This is a genomic window from Cupriavidus ulmosensis (genome assembly GCF_977008105.1).
This window is the reverse complement of sequence record NZ_CDRMWP010000002.1, coordinates 2956422-2975471: the sequence shown is the minus strand read 5'-3', so window position 1 is coordinate 2975471 and position 19050 is coordinate 2956422. Positions and strand designations below refer to the sequence as shown.

Annotated in this window: 14 protein-coding genes; 10 read left to right on the top strand and 4 right to left on the bottom strand. The window is 72.1% G+C overall.

Annotation, left to right across the window (positions count from 1 at the left end; all coding sequences use genetic code 11):
• The first annotated feature begins 42 nt into the window (after positions 1-42).
• From ACWTPI_RS32865 to ACWTPI_RS32840, 6 genes are all read left to right on the top strand, one after another.
• Complete coding sequence (locus tag ACWTPI_RS32865; RefSeq protein WP_454733859.1) at positions 43-1620, top strand: fatty acid--CoA ligase; 1578 nt, start codon at positions 43-45, stop codon at positions 1618-1620.
• 316 nt (positions 1621-1936) lie between these two features.
• Positions 1937-2674, top strand: a complete 738-nt coding sequence (locus tag ACWTPI_RS32860; protein ID WP_454733858.1) for a response regulator transcription factor — start codon at positions 1937-1939, stop codon at positions 2672-2674.
• A gap of 10 nt (positions 2675-2684) precedes the next feature.
• Positions 2685-3068, top strand: coding sequence for a DUF7696 family protein (locus ACWTPI_RS32855; protein ID WP_020205377.1), 384 nt, complete (start codon positions 2685-2687; stop codon positions 3066-3068).
• 219 nt (positions 3069-3287) lie between these two features.
• Positions 3288-4832: an AMP-binding protein gene (locus ACWTPI_RS32850; RefSeq protein ID WP_454733857.1), complete on the top strand. Its 1545-nt coding sequence runs from the start codon at positions 3288-3290 to the stop codon at positions 4830-4832.
• A 356-nt stretch (positions 4833-5188) separates the two neighbouring features.
• Positions 5189-7960, top strand: a complete 2772-nt coding sequence (locus ACWTPI_RS32845) for a LuxR C-terminal-related transcriptional regulator (protein ID WP_454733856.1) — start codon at positions 5189-5191, stop codon at positions 7958-7960.
• A gap of 244 nt (positions 7961-8204) precedes the next feature.
• Positions 8205-9872 carry an OFA family MFS transporter gene (locus tag ACWTPI_RS32840; protein WP_059416062.1) on the top strand — a complete coding sequence of 556 codons (1668 nt, stop codon included), beginning with the start codon at positions 8205-8207 and terminating at the stop codon, positions 9870-9872.
• A gap of 42 nt (positions 9873-9914) precedes the next feature.
• Here the strand turns inward: ACWTPI_RS32840 and ACWTPI_RS32835 are convergent, their stop codons facing one another.
• Positions 9915-10586 (bottom strand): nitroreductase, encoded by a 672-nt coding sequence (locus tag ACWTPI_RS32835; protein WP_029044119.1) that lies wholly within the window; start codon positions 10584-10586, stop codon positions 9915-9917.
• A gap of 54 nt (positions 10587-10640) precedes the next feature.
• On the bottom strand, positions 10641-11516 hold the full coding sequence (locus tag ACWTPI_RS32830) for a crotonase/enoyl-CoA hydratase family protein (RefSeq protein ID WP_020205382.1): 876 nt from the start codon (positions 11514-11516) through the stop codon (positions 10641-10643).
• Between the two features lie 264 nt (positions 11517-11780).
• Between ACWTPI_RS32830 and ACWTPI_RS32825 the strand changes: the two genes are divergently transcribed.
• From ACWTPI_RS32825 to ACWTPI_RS32815, 3 genes are all read left to right on the top strand, one after another.
• Entirely contained in the window at positions 11781-12755 is a 975-nt protein-coding gene (locus ACWTPI_RS32825) for an NAD(P)H-dependent flavin oxidoreductase (protein WP_059416055.1), read from the top strand.
• Positions 12756-12767: 12 nt separating this feature from the next.
• A complete protein-coding gene (locus ACWTPI_RS32820) occupies positions 12768-13208 on the top strand; it encodes a PaaI family thioesterase (RefSeq protein ID WP_020205384.1) in 441 nt (146 codons plus the stop codon).
• A 134-nt stretch (positions 13209-13342) separates the two neighbouring features.
• Entirely contained in the window at positions 13343-14521 is a 1179-nt protein-coding gene (locus ACWTPI_RS32815) for an acetyl-CoA C-acetyltransferase (protein ID WP_454733855.1), read from the top strand.
• Positions 14522-14563: 42 nt separating this feature from the next.
• Here the strand turns inward: ACWTPI_RS32815 and ACWTPI_RS32810 are convergent, their stop codons facing one another.
• Positions 14564-15307 carry a histidine phosphatase family protein gene (locus ACWTPI_RS32810; protein ID WP_454733854.1) on the bottom strand — a complete coding sequence of 248 codons (744 nt, stop codon included), beginning with the start codon at positions 15305-15307 and terminating at the stop codon, positions 14564-14566.
• Between the two features lie 202 nt (positions 15308-15509).
• Positions 15510-16202, bottom strand: a complete 693-nt coding sequence (locus ACWTPI_RS32805) for a TetR/AcrR family transcriptional regulator (protein WP_029044120.1) — start codon at positions 16200-16202, stop codon at positions 15510-15512.
• 500 nt (positions 16203-16702) lie between these two features.
• Between ACWTPI_RS32805 and ACWTPI_RS32800 the strand changes: the two genes are divergently transcribed.
• Entirely contained in the window at positions 16703-19048 is a 2346-nt protein-coding gene (locus ACWTPI_RS32800; RefSeq protein ID WP_454733853.1) for a patatin-like phospholipase family protein, read from the top strand.
• The last annotated feature ends 2 nt before the right edge of the window (positions 19049-19050 follow it).

Genomic DNA, 19050 nt, shown 5'->3' with positions numbered 1-19050 from the left:
AACGGCGCGCGCGCCCGGCAAGACCGGGAGAAGGAGACGCCGATGGACTTCAGTCATCTGAGCACCCTGCCGCACGCCGTGCGCCATTTCGCGCGGCGGCGGCCGGACGCGGTGGCCTATGCGTTCGAAGGCCGGCTGACCACCTACGCCGAGTTCGAGCGCCACACCGACAGCGTGGCGCAGGCGCTGATCGCGGCCGGCGTCGGCCCGGGCGAGCGCATCGGCTACGTCGGCAAGAACAGCGACCACTACTTCGAGCTGCTGCTCGGCGCGGCCAAGGCCGGCGCGGTGATGGCGCCGGCAAGCTGGCGCCTGGCGCCGCCCGAGGTGGAATACATCGTCGGCCACGCCGATGCCGTGCTGCTGTTCGTGGGGCCGGAGTCGGCGCCGATGATGCGCCAGCTGCTGCCGTCGCTGCCGCTGGTGCGCGGCGTGATCGCGATGGAAGGCGGCGAGCCCGGCTGGCCGGCCTACCCGGACTGGCGAGACGCGCACGCACCCGTGCCGGTGGCGCATCGGCCCGCCGCGCACGACGTGGTGCTGCAGCTCTATACCTCGGGCACCACGGGCCGTCCCAAGGGCGCCATGCTGACCCACCGCAATCTCACCTACGGCACCGAGGCCAGCGAGCGCGCCGGCCTCGCGTGGTCATGCTGGACCGACGACGACGTCTCGCTGGTGGCGATGCCGGTGGCGCACATCGGCGGCTCCGGCTGGGGCCTGCGCAACCTGCTCGCGGGCGCGCGCGGCGTGGTGGCGCGCGAGTTCGATCCCGCCGCGGTGCTCGATTTCTTCGAGCGCGAGCGCATCAGCAAGCTGTTCCTGGTGCCCGCCGCGATGCAGTTCGTGCTGCGCGACCCGCGCGCGCGCAGCGTCGACTACACGCGCCTCAAGACGCTGCTGTACGGCGCCGCGCCGATCCCCGCCGCGCTGCTGCGCGAAGGCATCGCAGTGTTCGGCTGCGGCTTCGCGCAGCAGTACGGCATGACCGAGACCACCGGCACCGTGGTGGCGCTGCCGCCCGAGGACCACACCACCGACGACGTGCCGCGCATGCGCGCCGCCGGCAAGCCGCTGCCCGGCGTGGAAGTGGCGGTGGTGGACTGGGAAGGCCGCCGCCTGCCGCCCGGCGAGGTGGGCGAGCTGATGATCCGCTCGCCGCAGAACATGGCCGGCTACTGGAAGCAGCCCGACGAGACCGCGCGCACCATCGACGCCGACGGCTGGCTGCGCACCGGCGACGCCGGTTATCTCGACGCCGACGGCTACGTCTACATCCACGACCGGGTCAAGGACATGATCATCAGCGGCGGCGAGAACGTCTATCCGGCCGAGGTGGAAAGCGCCATCTACGGCCACCCGCAGGTGGCCGACGTGGCCGTGATCGGCGTGCCCGACGAGAAATGGGGCGAGGCGGTCAAGGCCATCGTCGTGCCGCGCGCGGGCGCGGCGCCCGAGCGCGACAGCATCGTGGCGTGGGCGCGCGAGCGGCTGGCCGGCTTCAAGGTGCCCAAGAGCATCGAGTTCGTCGACGCGCTGCCGCGCAATCCGTCCGGCAAGCTGCTGCGCCGCAAGCTGCGCGAGCCCTACTGGGAAGGCTACAGCCGCCGCGTCAACTGAAGCCGGCGGCGGCGGGAGTGACGTACCGCTCCCATTTCGCGCCGCGCTGACCCGGCATCGGCGGAACACGTTACGTAACGCGTAACGCCGCGCGCGTGCCGGCCGGCCCGTGGCGCCCATGCCGGCGCCGCGCGCCGGATCTCCCCCATCCCCGCAATGCCTTGCCCGTGGCCGCGCGCCGGCCATCCCGCGCGCGCGCCGCGGCGCGCCCGCGCATGGGCCGGCCGTTGGCACACCGCTTGCAGAATCAGCTTCCGGCAGCGCCGCCGCAAATATCGGTTCAACCGGAATGGCCCGCTGCTTTCAACGGAAGCAGATGAAAGCGGAAACCATGATGAGCGGCAATGACCGGGGCGGCATGACCGCCTTGCTGATGGAAGACAACCCGCTGCTGCGGCTGGGCCTGCAGCGCACGCTCGGCAACGTCGCGGCGCTGGGCGAGGTGATCTGCGTCGAGCCGGCGGAGCTCGCGCTGCTGCCCCGGCGGCTCGACGACATCGCGCTGGTGGTGCTGGGCATGCCGCCGGACCCGGAGCGCGCGCATGCGCTGCTCAGGACCGCGCGCGCGGCGGTCTCGGCGCAGCGCCTGCTGCTGCTCGGCGACGGCGCGCTGCCGCGGCAGGCGCCGCCGCCGACGCAGGACTGGGGCATGTGCGGCTGGCTCGCGCGCACGGCCACGCCGGCCGCGGTGGAGGCGGCCGTGAGCCAGATGCTGGCGGGCGTGCCCGGGCCGCCGGCGGCCCGGCCGGAACCATCCGCCACCGCGGCGCTGCGCCCGGGCTTGCGCGAGGCGCGGCTGCGCGAGGCGCGCATGCTGCACCTCACGCCGCGGCAGTACGAAGTGCTGGTGTTGTTGTCGCGCGGCTATCCGCTCAAGACGGTGGGGCGGCTGCTCGACATCTCGGTGACTACCGTCAAGAGCCACGTGGCGCTGCTGTACCAGCGCCTGCAGGTCAGCAGCAAGGCCGAAGCGATCCACGCCGCGCGCGAGCGCGGCGCCCGCTTCCCGGCCCTGCGGGGCAGAACCGGCCAGGGCCACCGGCCGGCCCATTGAGGAGAGCAGCATGCGCAACCACATCGTCCGGGACGCGGACATCGCCGCCGCCATCGACGCCACCCTGCTGCGCCGCCGCCAGCAGTTCGACGGCCAGCCCGCCGCCTGGCACGTGCTGTGCGAAGCGGCCCACGTCGCCACGCTGGACGAGCGCGCGCGGCGCGCCTTCGTCGCGCGCGTGGCGGCCAGCCGCGGCGCCGATATCGCCCTGCGCCTGCTGATCAAGGCCGAATCGATCCGGGCCGCGGTGATCGACGCGCTGGAGGCCGGCGCCGAGGTGGAGGGCGGCCAGCCCGCCGCGCCGTTCGCCGAATGCGCCGGCTGCACCGACTGCGAAGATCGGCCGGCGCCCGCCGCCGCCACGCACCTGCCGCCGGGCACCGTGCTGCACTGAACGGCGCTGGCCGCCACTCGCGGCGGCCTGTCTTGTCGCACCGCACCACCGCGTTCGCCGCCGGTTTGTTCATCCCTGGTCTGCTGCTGGTTCTGCGCCGGTTCGTCGCTTCCGACGATGCCCGCGCGGCGCGCCTGTCCCGACAATGGCGCAGCCATGCCGTGCCGCGCGGTCCCGCCGCGCCGGGCCGGCCGTCACGACAGCCAGGAGGGACAAGCCATGCATCCGTACGTCCACGCGCAGCGCTCGCCGGACAAGCCGGCCGTCATCATGAGCGGCGGCGCCGTGCTCACCTACCGCGAGCTCGACGAGCGCTCCAACCAGGTGGCGCGGCTGTTCCGCGACCACGGCCTGCGGCCCGGCGACCGGGTCGCCTTCCTGCTGGAGAACCACGCGCGCCTGTTCGAGCTGTGCTGGGGCGCGCAGCGCTCCGGCCTGGTCTACGTGTGCATCAGCACCCGGCTCAACGTCGAGGACGCGGCCTACATCGTCAACGACAGCGGCGCGCGCCTGCTGGTCAGCTCGCGCGCGCAGGCCGAGGTGGCGCAGGGCGTGGCGGCGCGGGCCCCGGCGCTCGGCGCGCGCCTGATGATGGACGGCGCCGCGCCCGGCTTCGCCGCCTACGAGACCACGCTGGCGCAATATCCCGGCTGGCGCATCGACGACGAATGCGCCGGCACCGACATGCTGTACTCGTCCGGCACCACCGGCCGCCCCAAGGGCGTGTTCACGCCGCCGGCCGGCCAGCCGATCGACGCGCCGGGCTCGCTGGTGCCGGTGTGCCAGTCGCTCTACGGCTTCGGCCCCGACATGCGCTACCTCTCGCCCGCGCCGCTCTATCACGCCGCGCCGCTGCGCTACAACATGGCCGTGCAGCAGATCGGCGGCACCTCGGTGGTGATGACGCATTTCGACGCGGAGGCGTTCCTCGCGCTGGTGGCCCGGCACCGCATCACCCACACGCAGGTGGTGCCAACCATGTTCTCGCGCCTGCTCAAGCTGCCCGAGGCGGTGCGCCGCGCCCACGACGTCTCGTCGCTGCGCTTCGCCGTGCATGCCGCCGCGCCGTGCCCGGTCGCGGTCAAGGAACAGATGATCGACTGGTGGGGACCCATCATCTGGGAGTACTACGCCGGCACCGAAGGCAACGGCTCCACCGCGGTCGGCTCGCCCGACTGGATCGCCCACAAGGGCACCGTGGGCCGCGCCTCGCTCGGCGAGCTGCGCATCTGCGACGACAGCGGCGCGCTGCTGCCGCCGGGCCAGCCCGGCACCATCTACTTCGCCGGCGGGCGCCGGTTCGTCTATCACAACGACCCCGGCAAGACCGCGCAGTCGCGCCACCCGCAGCACGACGACTGGACCACGCTTGGCGACATCGGCTACGTGGACGAGGAAGGCTATCTCTACCTGACCGACCGCAAGGCCAACATGATCATCTCCGGCGGCGTCAACATCTACCCGCAGGAAGCGGAGAACCTGCTGATGACCCATCCCAAGGTGATGGACGTGGCCGTGATCGGCGTGCCCAACGAGGATTTCGGCGAGGAGGTCAAGGCGGTGGTGCAGCCGCTCGACATGCGCCTGGCCGGCCCGGCGCTGGCCGAGGAACTGATGGCTTTCTGCCGGGACCACCTGTCGGGCATCAAGTGCCCGCGCTCGGTGGACTTCGCCCATGAACTGCCGCGCCTGCCTACCGGCAAGCTGCTCAAGCGCCTGCTGCGCGAGCGTTATTGGGCGGGGCGGGAGAACAAGCTGGTGTAGCGGTGCAAGCGGAGCCAACGGTGTTGTCCAGCGTAGCGGCCGGAAACGAAGCCGATGGTTTTTTCCGGCACGCCAGCATTCGCAGGCCCCCGCCCTCTCCCCCAACCCCTCTCCCGCAAGCGGGAGAGGGGAGAAAACCCGGGGCGATGAACGAAGCCGCCGGGATGCACCCCCTTTCCCGCAAGCGAGAGAGAGGAGCGCGCGCGTCGGCACGCATGGGCCTTGCCCGCGTTTACGCCATAATCAGCCGTTCGATCCACGGCGCATGCGGCGCCGGCAGCCGGCAACCATAAGCCGGAGCGGATCGCGCGGCGTCCGCCTGCGCGGATGCCGCCGCCAACAGGATGACACGGCGAATGGCCACAATCGAGGAGACCAGCGCGGGGCGGCAAGGCGCGGCCCGTGCCGCCACACTGGTGGCGAAGCTGCGCCCGCCCATGCTGACGCCGTTCCAGGTGGAGCGGCGCATGATCTGCGACGCGGTGTGCGCGGCCGGCTTCGTCAAGCTGGTGCTGGTGCGCGCGCCGGCCGGCTTCGGCAAGACCACCGCCATGCTGCAGTGCCGGGCGCGGCTCGATGCCGACGGCGTCGCCACCGCGTGGCTGACGCTGGACCGCGCCGACAACGACGCCACGCGCTTTCTCGGCTCGCTCGAGGCGGCCTTCGCGCAGGTGCTGCGCAAGCGCGGCGAGGCACCGGCCGGGGCGCCGGCCGCGCCGCGCTCGCCGGGCGAGCACGCGCTGGCGCTGATCGACCGCATGGCCGCGCACGACCGGCCTTTCACGCTGTTCCTGGATGACTTCGAGGCGGTGCAGAACGCTGCCGTGGCGGGGCTGGTGTGGCAGGTGGTGGAGCACCTGCCGCCGGGCGGCCGCCTGGTGATCGGCACGCGCTGGGTGCCCGAGTCCGGCCTGGCGCGGCTGCGCGCGCGCGGCGAGCTGCTGGAGATCGAGCCCGCGCAACTGCGCTTCACCGCCGAGGAGACCGAGGCCTTCCTGCGCGGCGCGCGCGGGCTGTCGCTGCAGCCGGCGGCGGTGTCCACGCTGCACCGGCGCACCGAGGGCTGGGCCACCGCGCTGTGGCTGGCCTCGGTGGCGCTGGAGCGGCGCGGCCAGCCGGATGCCTTCATCGCCGGCTTCTCGGGCTCCGACGCGGCCATCGCCGACTACCTGGTCGAGGACGTCTACCTGCACCTGCCCGAGGCCGTGCGCGTCTTCCTGCTGCGCACCTCCATCCTCGACCAGCTTGGCGGGCCGCTGTGCGATGCCGTGCGCGGCGCCACCGACAGCGAGGAGATCCTGGCCTGGCTGGAGCGCGCCAACCTGTTCCTGATGCCGCTCGATGGCGAGCGCCACGGTGAGCGCCACGGCGGCGCGGACGGCGCGGCCCATGCCGGCGCGCGCTGGTATCGCTATCACAGCCTGTTCTCCAGCTTCCTGCGCGCGCAGCTCCAGCAGGCCATGCCGGCCGAGGTGCCGGCGCTGCAGATGGCCGCCTCGCGCTGGTACGAGGCGCAGGGCCGGCCCGTGCCCGCCATCGAGCACGCGCTGGCCGCCGGCGCGGTGGCGCACGCGCTGCCGCTGCTGGCCGCGAGCGTGGACGACCTGCTGGCGCAGGGCCGCATGCGCCTGCTCACGCGCTGGCTGGACGCGGTGCCGCCGGCGGAGATGGCGGCCTGGCCCAAGCTGCAGATCGCCCACGTGTGGGCGCTGTCCTTCACGCGCGGCCCGGCCGATGCCATCGCGCTGCTGCAGACCATCCCGCTGGACGGCGCCGAGGGCGACCTGCGCGCCCACCTGCGCGCGCTGCGCCATATGCTGCTCAACATGATGGACCGCTTCGAGGACGCGCGCGCGGCCAGCCGCGACGACCCGCTGCCGCTGCCGATGGGCTATCCGTTTCCGGACTCCATCCTCGCCACCTCGATGGCGCGCATGGCCGCAGTCACTGGCGACTACCGCGAGGCGAGGCGCCTGCTGGGGCTGGCGCGCCAGGTGGTGCGCCGCCCGGACAGCAACTTCAACAAGATCTTCTCCGAGTCGGTGGAGGGGCTGATCGACCTGCGCCAGGGGCGCCTGCAGCAGGCGCTGGCGCGCTTTCGCATCGCCGCCAGCACCATGCTGCCCAACCGCTACGGCCCCACCAACGGCAACGCGATGGCCTGCATCCTGCTGGCCGACGCGCTCTACGAGACCGACGAGCGCGAGCGCGCCGAGCGCCTGCTCAACGTCTACGTGCCGCTGGCGCGCGACCTGGGCCTGCCGGACCAGATCATCAGCGGCCATGTCGTGCTGGCGCGCATCGCCTGCGAGCGCGGCGACGTCGACGGCGCCCACGAATGGCTGGCCGCGCTGGAGCACCTCGGCCACCACCGCGGCCTGCCGCGCCTGGTGCAGGGCGCCATGCTCGAGCGCGCGCGCATCGCCCTGCTGCAAGGCAACGGCCACGCCGCCGGCGAGGCGATCCAGCATGCCGCCGACCCGGCGCTGTGGCGCAGCCGTCCCGGCGCCGGCACCGTCAGTTCCTTCGCCAACGACGTCGAGGACGTGGCCGTGGGCCGCCTGCGCCTGGCCGCCTTCGCCGAGCCCGCCGCGGCGACGCGCGCGGCCATTGCCGCGGAGCTGGCCGCGGCCGGGCAGGCGCAACTGATGCGGCGCGCGCTCAAGCTGCGCATCCTGCTGGCGCTGGCCTGCCAGCGCGCCGGCGAGGCCGCGCAGGCCCAGCAGGTCATGGCCGAGGCGCTGCGCTTCGGCGCGGCCGAGGGTTTCGTGCGCATCTTCGCCGACGAAGGCGCCCAGGCCCGCCGCCTGGCGGCGGAGACCGCCGCGCGCCCGGGCGGCGCGCTGCCGGCGGCCTACCTGGAGCGGCTGCTGCGCGCCTGCGGCGGCGCGCCCGAGACCGGCGCTGCCGGCCGGCCGGCGCGCGGCGACATCCTCGAGCCGCTCACGCCGAAGGAGCACAAGGTGCTGCAGCTGCTGGCCGAGGGCTTCTCCAACGTGGCGATGGCCGAGCGCCTGTTCGTCTCGGAAACCACGGTGCGCACGCATCTGCGCAACATCAGCGCCAAGCTGCGCGCCAGCAACCGCACGCAGGCGGTGGCCATCGCCCGGCAACTGGGCCTGCTGTAGCGGCTTGCTGCGGCGGCCCGCTGTCGCGCGCCGGCCTCACCGGGCGACACCCCACTTCGCGGCACGCCACGGCCGCGGCCGGCGCCGTTACACTATGCGGCGCCCCCCCGCGCCGCCCGCTCGCGTCGGTGCCCGGCGGGCCGCGCAGCACGGGGAAGGCTCGCGTACCACCGGCGTGTGGGCGGGCGGCATCCCGGCAGAAAAACAACAGACAAAACAAACAAAACAAAGAAAGGAGAAAGGGATGTCCCCAGACCTCAGCGCGGACGCGCTCGCGGGGCAGGCGCGCACGCCGTTCCTGTCCAAGGAGCGGATCGTCGCCGCCCCCGGCTTCAACCGCTGGCTGGTGCCCCCCGCGGCGCTGGCGATCCACCTCTGCATCGGCATGGCCTACGGCTTCTCGGTGTTCTGGCTGCCGCTGTCGCGCGCCATCGGCATCGCCGAGCCGCTGCGCTGCGGCGCCGACGTCGGCTTCCTGCAGGAACTGTTCGTCACCGGCTGCGACTGGAAGGTCTCCACGCTGGGCTGGATGTACACGCTGTTCTTCGTGCTGCTGGGCAGTTCCGCGGCGATCTGGGGCGGCTGGCTGGAACGCGCCGGCCCGCGCAAGGCCGGCGTGGTCAGCGCGCTGTGCTGGTGCGGCGGCATGCTGATCTCCGCGCTCGGCATCCAGATGCACCAGTTCTGGCTGATGCTGCTGGGCTCGGGCGTGATCGGCGGCATCGGCCTCGGGCTGGGCTACATCTCGCCGGTCAGCACGCTCATCAAGTGGTTCCCGGACAAGCGCGGCATGGCCACCGGCATGGCCATCATGGGCTTCGGCGGCGGCGCCATGATCGGCTCGCCGCTGGCGGCCGAGCTGATGGCGAAGTTCGCCTCGCCCACCAGCGTGGGCGTGGCGCAGACCTTCACCGTGATGGCGGTGGTCTACTTCGTGTTCATGATGGGCGGCGCGCTGGCCTACCGCGTGCCGCCCACCGGCTGGACGCCGGCCGGCTGGACCGCGCCGGCCAGCCGCGCCAACGTCATGATCACCCCGCACCACGTGCACGTGAAGCGCGTGTGGGGCATCCCGCAGTTCTGGCTGGTGTGGATGGTGCTGTGCATGAACGTGTCGGCCGGCATCGGCGTGATCGGCATGGCCAGCCCGATGCTGCAGGAAGTCTTCGGCGGCAGCCTGATCGGCGTGTCCGCGCGCTTCGGCGAGCTCGGCAAGAGCCAGCTCGCCGCCATCGCCGTGGTCGCGGCGGGCTTCACCGCGCTGCTGAGTCTGTTCAACATCGGCGGTCGCTTCGTCTGGGCCAGCCTGTCCGACAGGCTCGGCCGCAAGATGACCTACATGGTGTTCTTCGTGCTCGGCGGCCTGCTGTACGCCAGCATCCCGACGCTGGCGGCCAGCGGCCAGAAGCTGCTGTTCGTGGGCGCGGTCTGCGTCATCGTCAGCATGTACGGCGGCGGCTTCGCCACGGTGCCGGCCTACCTGGCCGACCTGTTCGGCACGCAGATGGTCGGCGCCATCCACGGCCGCCTGCTGACCGCGTGGGCCACGGCGGGCATCCTCGGCCCGGTGGTGGTCAACTACATGCGCGACTACCAGCTCGGCCTCGGCCTGCCGCGCGAGCAGGTCTATAACCAGACCATGTACATCCTGGTCGGCATGCTGGCCATCGGCCTGGTGTGCAACCTGCTGGTGCGCCCGGTGGACGCCAGGTACTTCATGACCGAGGCCGAGCTGGCCGAGGAAAAGCGCCTCGCCCATGACCGCGCCGCGGCCGGCAGCGCAACCGCGTCGGCGCGCAGCGGCGGCCAGGCTGGCGGCGTCGTGACGTGGCTGGCCTGGGCCGCGGTGTGCGTGCCGCTGGCGTGGGGCATCTACCGCACCGCGCTGAGCGTGGCGACGTTCTTCCATTGAGCGGCCGGCGCGGCGCCTCCGGCAGGGAGCGCCGCGCCGCCGTCAGATCCCCATGAACTGCGCGAACTCGGCCAGCGGCGCGCGCGCCGCGCGCAACCGGTTGGCCGGCGCTTCGGGATCTTCGTGGCCGATGGCCATGCCGCTGAACAGCATGCGCTGTTCGGGCAGCGAGAGGAATTCGCCGATGGTCCGCGGGTACATCGCCCAGCATTCCTGCGCGCAGCTGTGCAGGCCATGCTCGCGCAGCAGCAGCATCACGGTCTGCAGGTACATGCCGAGGTCCGACCACTGCGGCGGGCCCATGCGGCGGTCCACGCTGCAGAACAGCGCCAGCGGCGCGCCGAAGAAGGTGAAGTTGCTGGCGAACTGGGTGATGCGCGCGCGCTTGTCCTCGCGCGGGATGCCGAGGCAGCGGTAGAGGTCTTCGCCGACCTGGAAGCGGCGCTCGCGGTAGGGCGAGACCAGCTCGCGCGGGTAGATGTCGTACTCGGTGCCTTCGCCGCCGGGCTGGCTGGCGATGCGCTCGCGCATGGTGGCCTTGAGCCGCGCGAGCGGCTCGCCGCCCACCACGTGGACGTGCCACGGCTGCAGGTTGCCGCCCGAGGGCGCCCGCGCGGCCTGCTCCAGCACCTCGCGGATGATGCCCGGGTCCACCGGCGTGGCAAGGAAGCCGCGCACCGATCTGCGGGTCTGGACTGCGGTACTGACGTTCACGCTGGACTCCCGTGGAATGTGGATGGCGCGCGTGGATGGCGCGCGTGGCGCGTTTCAGATGAAGGGCGGCTCGCTGCCCCAGTCGTAGAAGTCCGGCATGTCGCGCGAGACGCGCTCGGGGAAGCTGGCCGGGCGCTTTTCCAGGAAGGCGTCGACGCCTTCCTTGACGTCGGCCGACTGCCCGCGCGACTGGATCGCGCGGCTGTCGAGCTTGTGCGCTTCCATCGGGTGGCTGGCGCCGGCCATGCGCCAGATCATCTGGCGCGAGATCGCCACCGAGACCGGCGCGGCGTTGTCGGCGATCTCGCGCGCCAGCGCGCGGGCGGCCGGCAGCAGGTCCTCGGGCGCGTGCAGCGAGCGCACCAGCCCGCGCTCGAGCGCTTCCTGCGCGCCGAACACGCGGCCGGTGTAGCACCATTCCAGCGCGGTGGAGATGCCCACCACGCGCGACAGGAACCATGACGAAGCCGCTTCCGGCGTGATGCCGCGGCGCGCGAACACGAAGCCGAAGCGCGCGTCGGTCGAGGCCAGGCGGATGTCCATCGGCAACTGCATGGTCACGCCGATCCCGACCGCCGCGCCGTTGACGGCGGCGATCACCGGCTTGAGGCTGCGGAAGATGCGCAGCGTCACGCGCCCGCCGCCGTCGCGGTGCGCGCTGCCCTTGCCGGTGCCGTAGCGCTTCTCGTAGTCGAAGGTGGCGCCGCCCGAGGCCAGGTCGGCGCCGGCGCAGAAGGCGCGCCCGGAGCCGGTCACGATGACGGCGCGCACGTCGTCGTCGGCGTCGGTGGCGTCGAAGGCGGCGATCAGTTCCTCCATCATCCTGGGGGTGAAGGCGTTGAGCCGGTCGGGGCGGTGCAGGGTGATGGTGGCGACGCCTTGCTCGACGGCGTATTGCAGGGTCTCGAAGCTGGGAACGGGAGTGCTCATGGCTGGCCTTGGCTGCGCCTGGTTGTGCTGGTTGCGCGGAAGGGTTGGTGGAAGTGGCGGGTGAACTGGCTGCTGAACTGGCTGCTGACAAGGTAGTGCAGAATCATGCGTCTGCAATCGTCGCATCCGACGAGGCGGGCCGCGGCCCGGCGCCGTAGACTGGCGCCAGGTCGCCTGGCGGCATCGGCGGCGCACGCATGACGCGCCGGGCCGGACGCCGGCAACGACGGGGAAACAGGAAACGAGAAGGAAGACACAGACATCATGAAGACGCGCATCACCGAATTGCTGGGCACCCGCTACCCGATCATCCAGGGCGGCATGCAGTGGGTAGGCTACGCCGAAATGGCCGCCGCCGTGTCGAACGCGGGCGGCCTTGGCGTGCTCACCGCGCTGACCCAGCCCACGCCGGAGGCGCTGGCCGCCGAGATCCGCCGCTGCCGCGAGCTGACCGACCAGCCGTTCGGCGTCAACCTGACGCTGCTGCCGTCGATCAACCCGCCGCCGTATGCGCGCTACCTCGACGTGGTGATCGAGAGCGGCGTCAAGGTGCTGGAGACCGCCGGCAACAACCCGAAGGAGCACATCGCGCGGGCCAAGGCGGCGGGCATCAAGGTGATCCACAAGTGCGTGGCGATCCGCCACGCGCTGTCGGCCGAGCGGCTGGGCGTGGACGCGGTGTCGATCGACGGCTTCGAGTGCGCGGGCCATCCCGGCGAGGACGACGTGCCCGGCATGGTGCTGATCCCGCTGGCGGCGCGCCGGCTCGGCATCCCGGTGATCGCCTCGGGCGGCATTGCCGACGGGCGCGGCATGGCGGCGGCGCTGGTGCTGGGCGCCGAGGGCGTGAACATGGGCACGCGCTTCTGCGCCACGCGCGAGGCGCCGATCCACCACAACATCAAGCAGGCCCTGGTGGAGGCGACCGAGCGCGACACCAACCTGATCTTCCGCACGCTGCACAACACCGCGCGCGTGCTCAAGAACGCCGTCTCCGACGAGGTGGTGACGATCGAGCGCCAGCCCGGCGGCGCGCAGTTCGAGGACGTCAGGCACCTGGTGGCGGGGACGCGCGGCAAGGCGGCGCTGGCCGCCGGCGAGACCGACGGCGGCATCATCAGCGCGGGCCAGTGCGTGGGGCTGATCGACGACATCCCGAGCTGCGCCGAGCTGATCGAGCGCATGGTGGCCGAATGCCGCGAGCGGCTCGGCGTGGCGTCGCGCTATTTCGCGGCCTGAGCGGGAGCATTCATGGCAGAGGCCAACGAACCCGCCGACGACGATGCGGCAGCGGTGCCGCCCGGCTTTGTCGCATTGCGCGGCGCCAGCGGCTATCTCGAACATTTCGGCCAGATCTACGTGGACCGCGCGCGCCGCGTGGTCGCCGTGCGCATCGGGCCGCAGCACCTGAACCCGCTCGGCATCCCGCACGGCGGCATGCTGGCGACGCTGGCCGACACCGCCATCGGCATGATGATGATGCTCGAGGCCGGGCGCCAGCATCCGGCGGTGACGGCCAGCCTCAGCCTCGACTATTTCGACGCCGCGCGCGTGGGCGACTGGGTGGAGGCGCACGTGACCTTCGACAAGATGGGCTCGCGGCTGCGCTTCGGCAGTTGCCGCCTGCTGGCGGGCGAGCGCTGCCTGCTGCGCGCCACGGCGATCTTCTCGGTGCTGCCGCCGCGCGCCTGACTCCGCGTTCGCGGCACGATCGTCGCGTGATCGCCGCGCAATCGTCGCTTCCGACGACGCCACGCTCCTGCCTCCCGCGCCAGAATCCGCCTCAGGATAAACAGGGTTTGCCTGTAACGACAAGAGGAGAGCACATGGCAGAGGCATACATCGTGGCGGCCGCGCGCACCGCGGGCGGGCGCAAGGGCGGCAGGCTGGCGGGCTGGCATCCGGCGGACCTCGCCGCGCAGGTGCTGGACGCGCTGGTCGCGCGCAGCGGCGCCGATCCCGCGCTGGTCGACGACGTCATCATGGGCTGCGTCGGCCAGGCCGGCGAGCAGTCCGGCAACGTGGCGCGCAACGCCGTGCTGGCCTCGCGCCTGCCCGAGAGCGTGCCCGGCACCTCGGTGGACCGCCAGTGCGGCTCCTCGCAGCAGGCGCTGCACTTCGCCGCGCAGGCGGTGATGTCCGGCGCGATGGACATCGTCATCGCGGCCGGCGTGGAAAGCATGACGCGCGTGCCGATGGGCCTGCCCGGCTCGCTGGCGGCCAAGAACGGTTTCGGTACCTCGATGAGCCCGGCCATGCAGGAGCGCTATCCCGGCGTGAAGTTCAGCCAGTTCACCGGCGCCGAGATGATGTCGCGCAAGTACGGCCTCACGCGCGGCGACCTCGACCGCTACGCGCTGGCAAGCCACCGCCGCGCCATCGCCGCGACCCAGGCCGGCCGCTTCAGCCAGGAGATCGTGCCGGTCGCCGTGCGCGCCGCAGACGGCCGCGCCAGCGGCGAGCTGCACACGGTGGACGAAGGCATCCGCTTCGAGGCCAGCCTGGAATCGATCGGCAGCGTCAAGTTGATCGAGGAAGGCGGCACCGTCACCGCCGCCAGCGCCAGCCAGATCTGCGACGGCGCCGCCGGCCTGATGGTGGTCAACGAAGCCGGCCTGAAAAAGCTCGGCGCCAGGCCGCTCGCGCGCATTCACCACATGTCGGTGCTGGGGCACGATCCCGTCATCATGCTCGAAGCGCCGCTGCCCGCCACGCTGCGCGCGCTGGAGAAGGCCGGCATGAAGATCGGCGACATCGACCTGTTCGAGATCAACGAGGCGTTCGCGCCGGTGCCGCTGGCCTGGCTGCAGGCCACCGGCGCCGATCCGGCGCGCATGAACGTGCACGGCGGCGCGATCGCGCTGGGCCATCCGCTCGGCGGCTCGGGCGCGAAGCTGATGACCACGCTGGTGCATGCGCTGCACGCGCATGGCAAGCGCTATGGCCTGCAGACCATGTGCGAGGGCGGTGGCATGGCCAACGTGACCATCGTCGAGCGGTTGTAGGGGCCGCGGCATGGCACGGTGCCCGCGCGGCGCCGTGCGCCGCTACGCGAACGTGATCGCCTGCCGCCGGTCCGCGCGCTCCAGGTGCGGCAGGCTGTTGAAGCTCAGCAGCCGCTGCGTGCCGCGCCCCGCGATGATCTCGCAGAAGGCGGTGTTGCGGAACTGCAGGTTCAGCTCGATGGCGGTCTGCGCCGGCGCGCCGAGCAGGTCCGCCACGGCGCGCCCGATGGCGCCGCCCGAACTCACCACCAGCAGCGCGTCCTCGCGCTTGGCGCCTTCGGTGGCGTGCGCGAGGCCCGCGCGGATGCGCCCGCCGAAATCGCGCCACGACTCGGGCATGCCGGCGAGCTGGTCCAGCGTCCAGGCCTGGTAGGCCGCGCGGAAGGTGCGCCAGTAATCGTTGTAGTCCTCGTTCTGGTGGGCGCGGTGGTCGCGTCCGGCGGTATGGCTGCGGTAGAGCGCCTCGCCGTCGTATTCGTTGAGGCCGGGGTGGGTTTCCACGCGCGCCCTGGGCGCTTCCTCCGCTGCCGTGGCTAGCGCTTCGGCGGGTGCCCGCGGCGCGGTGCCGGGCGGCACGCCGGGCGTGCCCATGCCGGCCAGGATTTCCAGCGCGGTGTCCTGCTGGCGCACCAGCGAGCCGGCGATCACGCGCGTGAAGGCGACGCCGCGGTCGCGGAAATACTCGCCGAGCCAGCGCGCCTGCTGGCGGCCGGTGGCGGAGAGGCAGTCGTAGTTGGCGGCGCCGAAGGACGCCTGGCCGTGCCGTACCAGGAAAAGCGTTGCCATGAGATGCGGTGAGTGATGCGGCGAGGCGCAGGTGGGGCGGGAATGGGCACGCGGCGCGCCGGGCGCCGCATGGGTTGCAGCCATTGTATGGACGGGGCCGGCGGCGGCCAAGGCATGCCGCACCGGATTCATAGCGGTCATTTCCGCGCTGCATGCCGCGGCGGCTGCGCCACCGCGCCGGGTTGCCCGCGCCCGCGCGGGGTCAGGCCGGCTGCGCCAGGTAGGCGGCCACCATGCGCGTCATCTCGCCGGGCAGCCGTTCGTCGTCCAGCGACAGCGGGCCGGACTCGTTGAGGATGGCGTTGACCACGATGCTGAACACGGACTGCATGGCGAAACGCACGCGCAGCTCGGCCTGCGCCGGCGGCAGCGGCAGGCGCGGCACCAGCAGCGCCACCATGCGCTCGACCACCGCCTCGCCGCTTTCGCGGTGCGGCAGCCATTCCTCGGGGCGGATCGAGGCGTGCTTGAGCGACGCCCTGATCACGCCGCGGTTGGCGTGGCAGCCCAGCACCACGAAGCGCATCGCCTTTTCCAGCAGCACGTCGGTCGGCACGTCGTCCCAGCGCTCCACGCGCAGATAGCGCGAGATGGACTCGCCGGTCTCCTGCATCACCAGCGTGCGCAGTGACTCGAAGAACGCTTGCTTGTCGCGGAAGCGCCCGTAGAAAGCCCCGACCGACACTTCGCACGCCGAGGCGATCTGCGCCACCGACACGGCGGAGAAGTCGCGCTGCGCGAGCAGTTCGCGGCCGGCTTCGAGCAGGGCCTGCTCGGTCTCGCGGGCGCGGCGCTGGCGCGGCGGATGGAGGATCGAAGGGGTCGCCACGGTGGGGAACGCGGAGGTCCCCTTGGTGGGCTTGCCGGCGGGCGCGGCAGAAGATGACGCGGGCATGATGTCTCCGTTTTCGAATTTGTATTCGGTTTCGTGAACCATATGGGCACCACGGTGTTTCGTCAAGCGTGGAACCGCGCGCGGCAGTTGCTGCCGGTGCCGCGTCCGGCTCGCCGCCCGATACCCCCGGGATCGACCCGTTCGTTGCCGGCGCGGCCATTGCCCCGCGCGCCGGGAGCCTCCCGCCAGCCCTTGTTGTATCCGGCATACGATTGCGGCGCGGGGCCGCCCACGGTGCTGCGCCGCGCACTTGCCGCCGATGGCCGGCCTTCCGCGCCATAGCTCGCGATACGGGCGGCGGGGCAGGCGGCGGGCGCGGGGCGGACGCGCCCGCCGGCCAGGCATCGGTGCACGTGCCGCTGTTCAAGGCGGGGCAATTGCCCTATCGTGACGTCCTTCCCCTGCCGAACCGGCGCGGGTTGCGCCGCCGGGCCGCATGCCAAGCGGTCTTGCATGTTGTGGTCATCCCGTTGCTGCCCCGTTCCGCCCCCGTTGCCTCCATGTTCCGCTCTCTCTCAAGCGTGGCCCGCCGCCTGTGGCCGCTGGTACACGGTTTTCCCGCGCTGCGGCTGGCGCTGGCGCTGGCGGTGATGCTGGCGGCCGTGCCGCGGCCCGCGCAGGCGGCCGCGGAGCAAGGCACGCAGCCAGACGCGCGGCACGGCGCCGCGGCCAAGCGCCCGCGCGTGTGCCTGGTGCTGTCCGGCGGCGGCGCGCGCGGCTACGCGCATATCGGCGCGATCAAGGCGCTCGAGCAGATGCACGTGCCGATCGACTGCCTGGCCGCGACCAGCATGGGCGCGGTGGTGGGCGGGCTGTACGCCAGCGGGCTGCCGGCCGGCGAGCTGGAGGCGCGCCTGTCGCACATCAACCTGAGCGACATCGCCTTCGACCGCAACGAGCGCGCCGAGCTGCCGCAGGCGCAGCGCGAGGACGACCTGCAATACCCGATCGGCATCTCGGCCGGCTACGGCGGCGGCAAGCTCAAGCTGCCCACCGGACTGGTGCAGGGCAACCGCCTGCTGGCGCTGCTGCAGAACTGGACCGCGCAGTTGCCGGCCGACGCTTCGTTCGACAAGCTGCCGACGCCGTTCCGCACCATCGCCACCGACCTCGGCACCGGCAAGCCGGTGATCCTGGACCACGGCTCGCTGCCGCGCGCGATCCGCGCCAGCGTGGCGGTGCCGGGCCTGTTCGCGCCGATCGACGTGGGCGGGCGCGTGCTGGTCGACGGCGGGCTGGTCAGCAACCTGCCGGTGCAACTGGCGCGGGACATGGGCGCGGACGTGATCATCGCGGTCAACGTGGGCTCGCCGCTGGACGATCCCGCCACGCTGGATTCGCCGGCGGCGGTGACGCAGCAGATGGTCACCATCCTGATGAACCAGAACGTGGACGCGCAGAAGGCGCGGCTCAAGCCCGGCGACGTGCTGATCGAGCCGCAACTGGGCGACCTGTCGTTTACGGATTTCTCGCGCGCCAGCGACGGCATCCAGGGCGGCGCGGCGGCGGTGCGCGCGGCGGCGCCCGCGCTGGCGGCGCTGGCGTTGCCCGACGGCGCCTGGCAGACCTACCTGGCGGCGCGCCAGGGCAGCCGCACGGTGGCCGGGCCGGCGCGCATCGACGCCATCCAGATCGACTCGAAGGGCCGCATCCCAGCCAGCTTCGTGCGCAAGTACCTGGGCGTGAAGGAGGGCGACACCTACGACGCGGTGGCGCTCAACCGCGAGATGGCGCAGTTGTCCACCTCGGGCGATTTCGAGAGCGTGACGCAGGAGCTGGTCAGCGAGAACGGCGCCAACGTGCTGAAGGTGCAGGCGCAGCAGAAATCGTGGGGGCCGCAGTTCCTGCTGTTCGGCTTCGGCGTGTCCAACACCTTCAACGGGCAGGGCGGCTTCAACCTGAACCTGGGGCACCGCTATCCGTGGATCACGCCGGGCGGGCTGGAGTGGCGCAACGACATCGTGCTCGGCAGCAACCAGGCCCGGCTGCACACCGAGCTGCGCCAGCCGGTGTTCGACCGGCTCGGCTTCTACGTGGCGCCCTACGCGGAGTACGGCCGCAAGCGCGTGGACCTCTACGGCGACAGCGCGCCCAACCGCAACACCACGCCGCTCACCGCCTACCAGATCGATACCGCGGTGGCGGGGCTGGACCTGGGCGTGCCGCTGGGCCGGCTGGGCGAGTTCCGCACCGGCATCAACTACCAGCAGGTCAACTACTCGGCGGCCTACAACCTGCCGGTGGGCAGCGGGCGGCTGTTCCCGCACGGGCGCGTGCGCCAGCCCACGGTGCGCTCGCAGCTCACCATCGACCAGCTCGACGACCCGCTGTTCCCGCGCACCGGCTACTACCTGCTGGCCACCAACGAGCTGGCCTTCGGCGGCGCCGACAACCGCTTCAACGATGCCCACGCCAAGGCGCTGTGGGCCACCAGCTACGGCCGCCACACGCTGAACCTGGCCGCCGAGGCGGCCACCACCTACGGCGACCACCGCAGCGACAACAGCGTCAGCGGCGGGCTGGGCTTCACGCTGGGCGGCTTCCAGCATCTTTCGGCCTACGCGCAGGACCAGTTCTCCGGCAACTACCTGCTGTACGGCCGCGTGACCTACCTGAACGACCTGCGCGAGTTCATCCTGCCGGGGCTGCGCAGCACGGTGGTGGGCGCGAGCCTGGAGGCCGGCGACGTGTGGCTGCGGCGCAGGAATTTCGGCAACGGGCCGTACAAGTCCAGCGCCAGCCTGTTCATCGGCGGCAACAGCGCGATCGGTCCCCTGTACTTCGGTTTCGCCGCGGCGCCGCAGGGGGTGTGGAACCTGTACCTGCAACTGGGCCGGGTGTTCTAGGC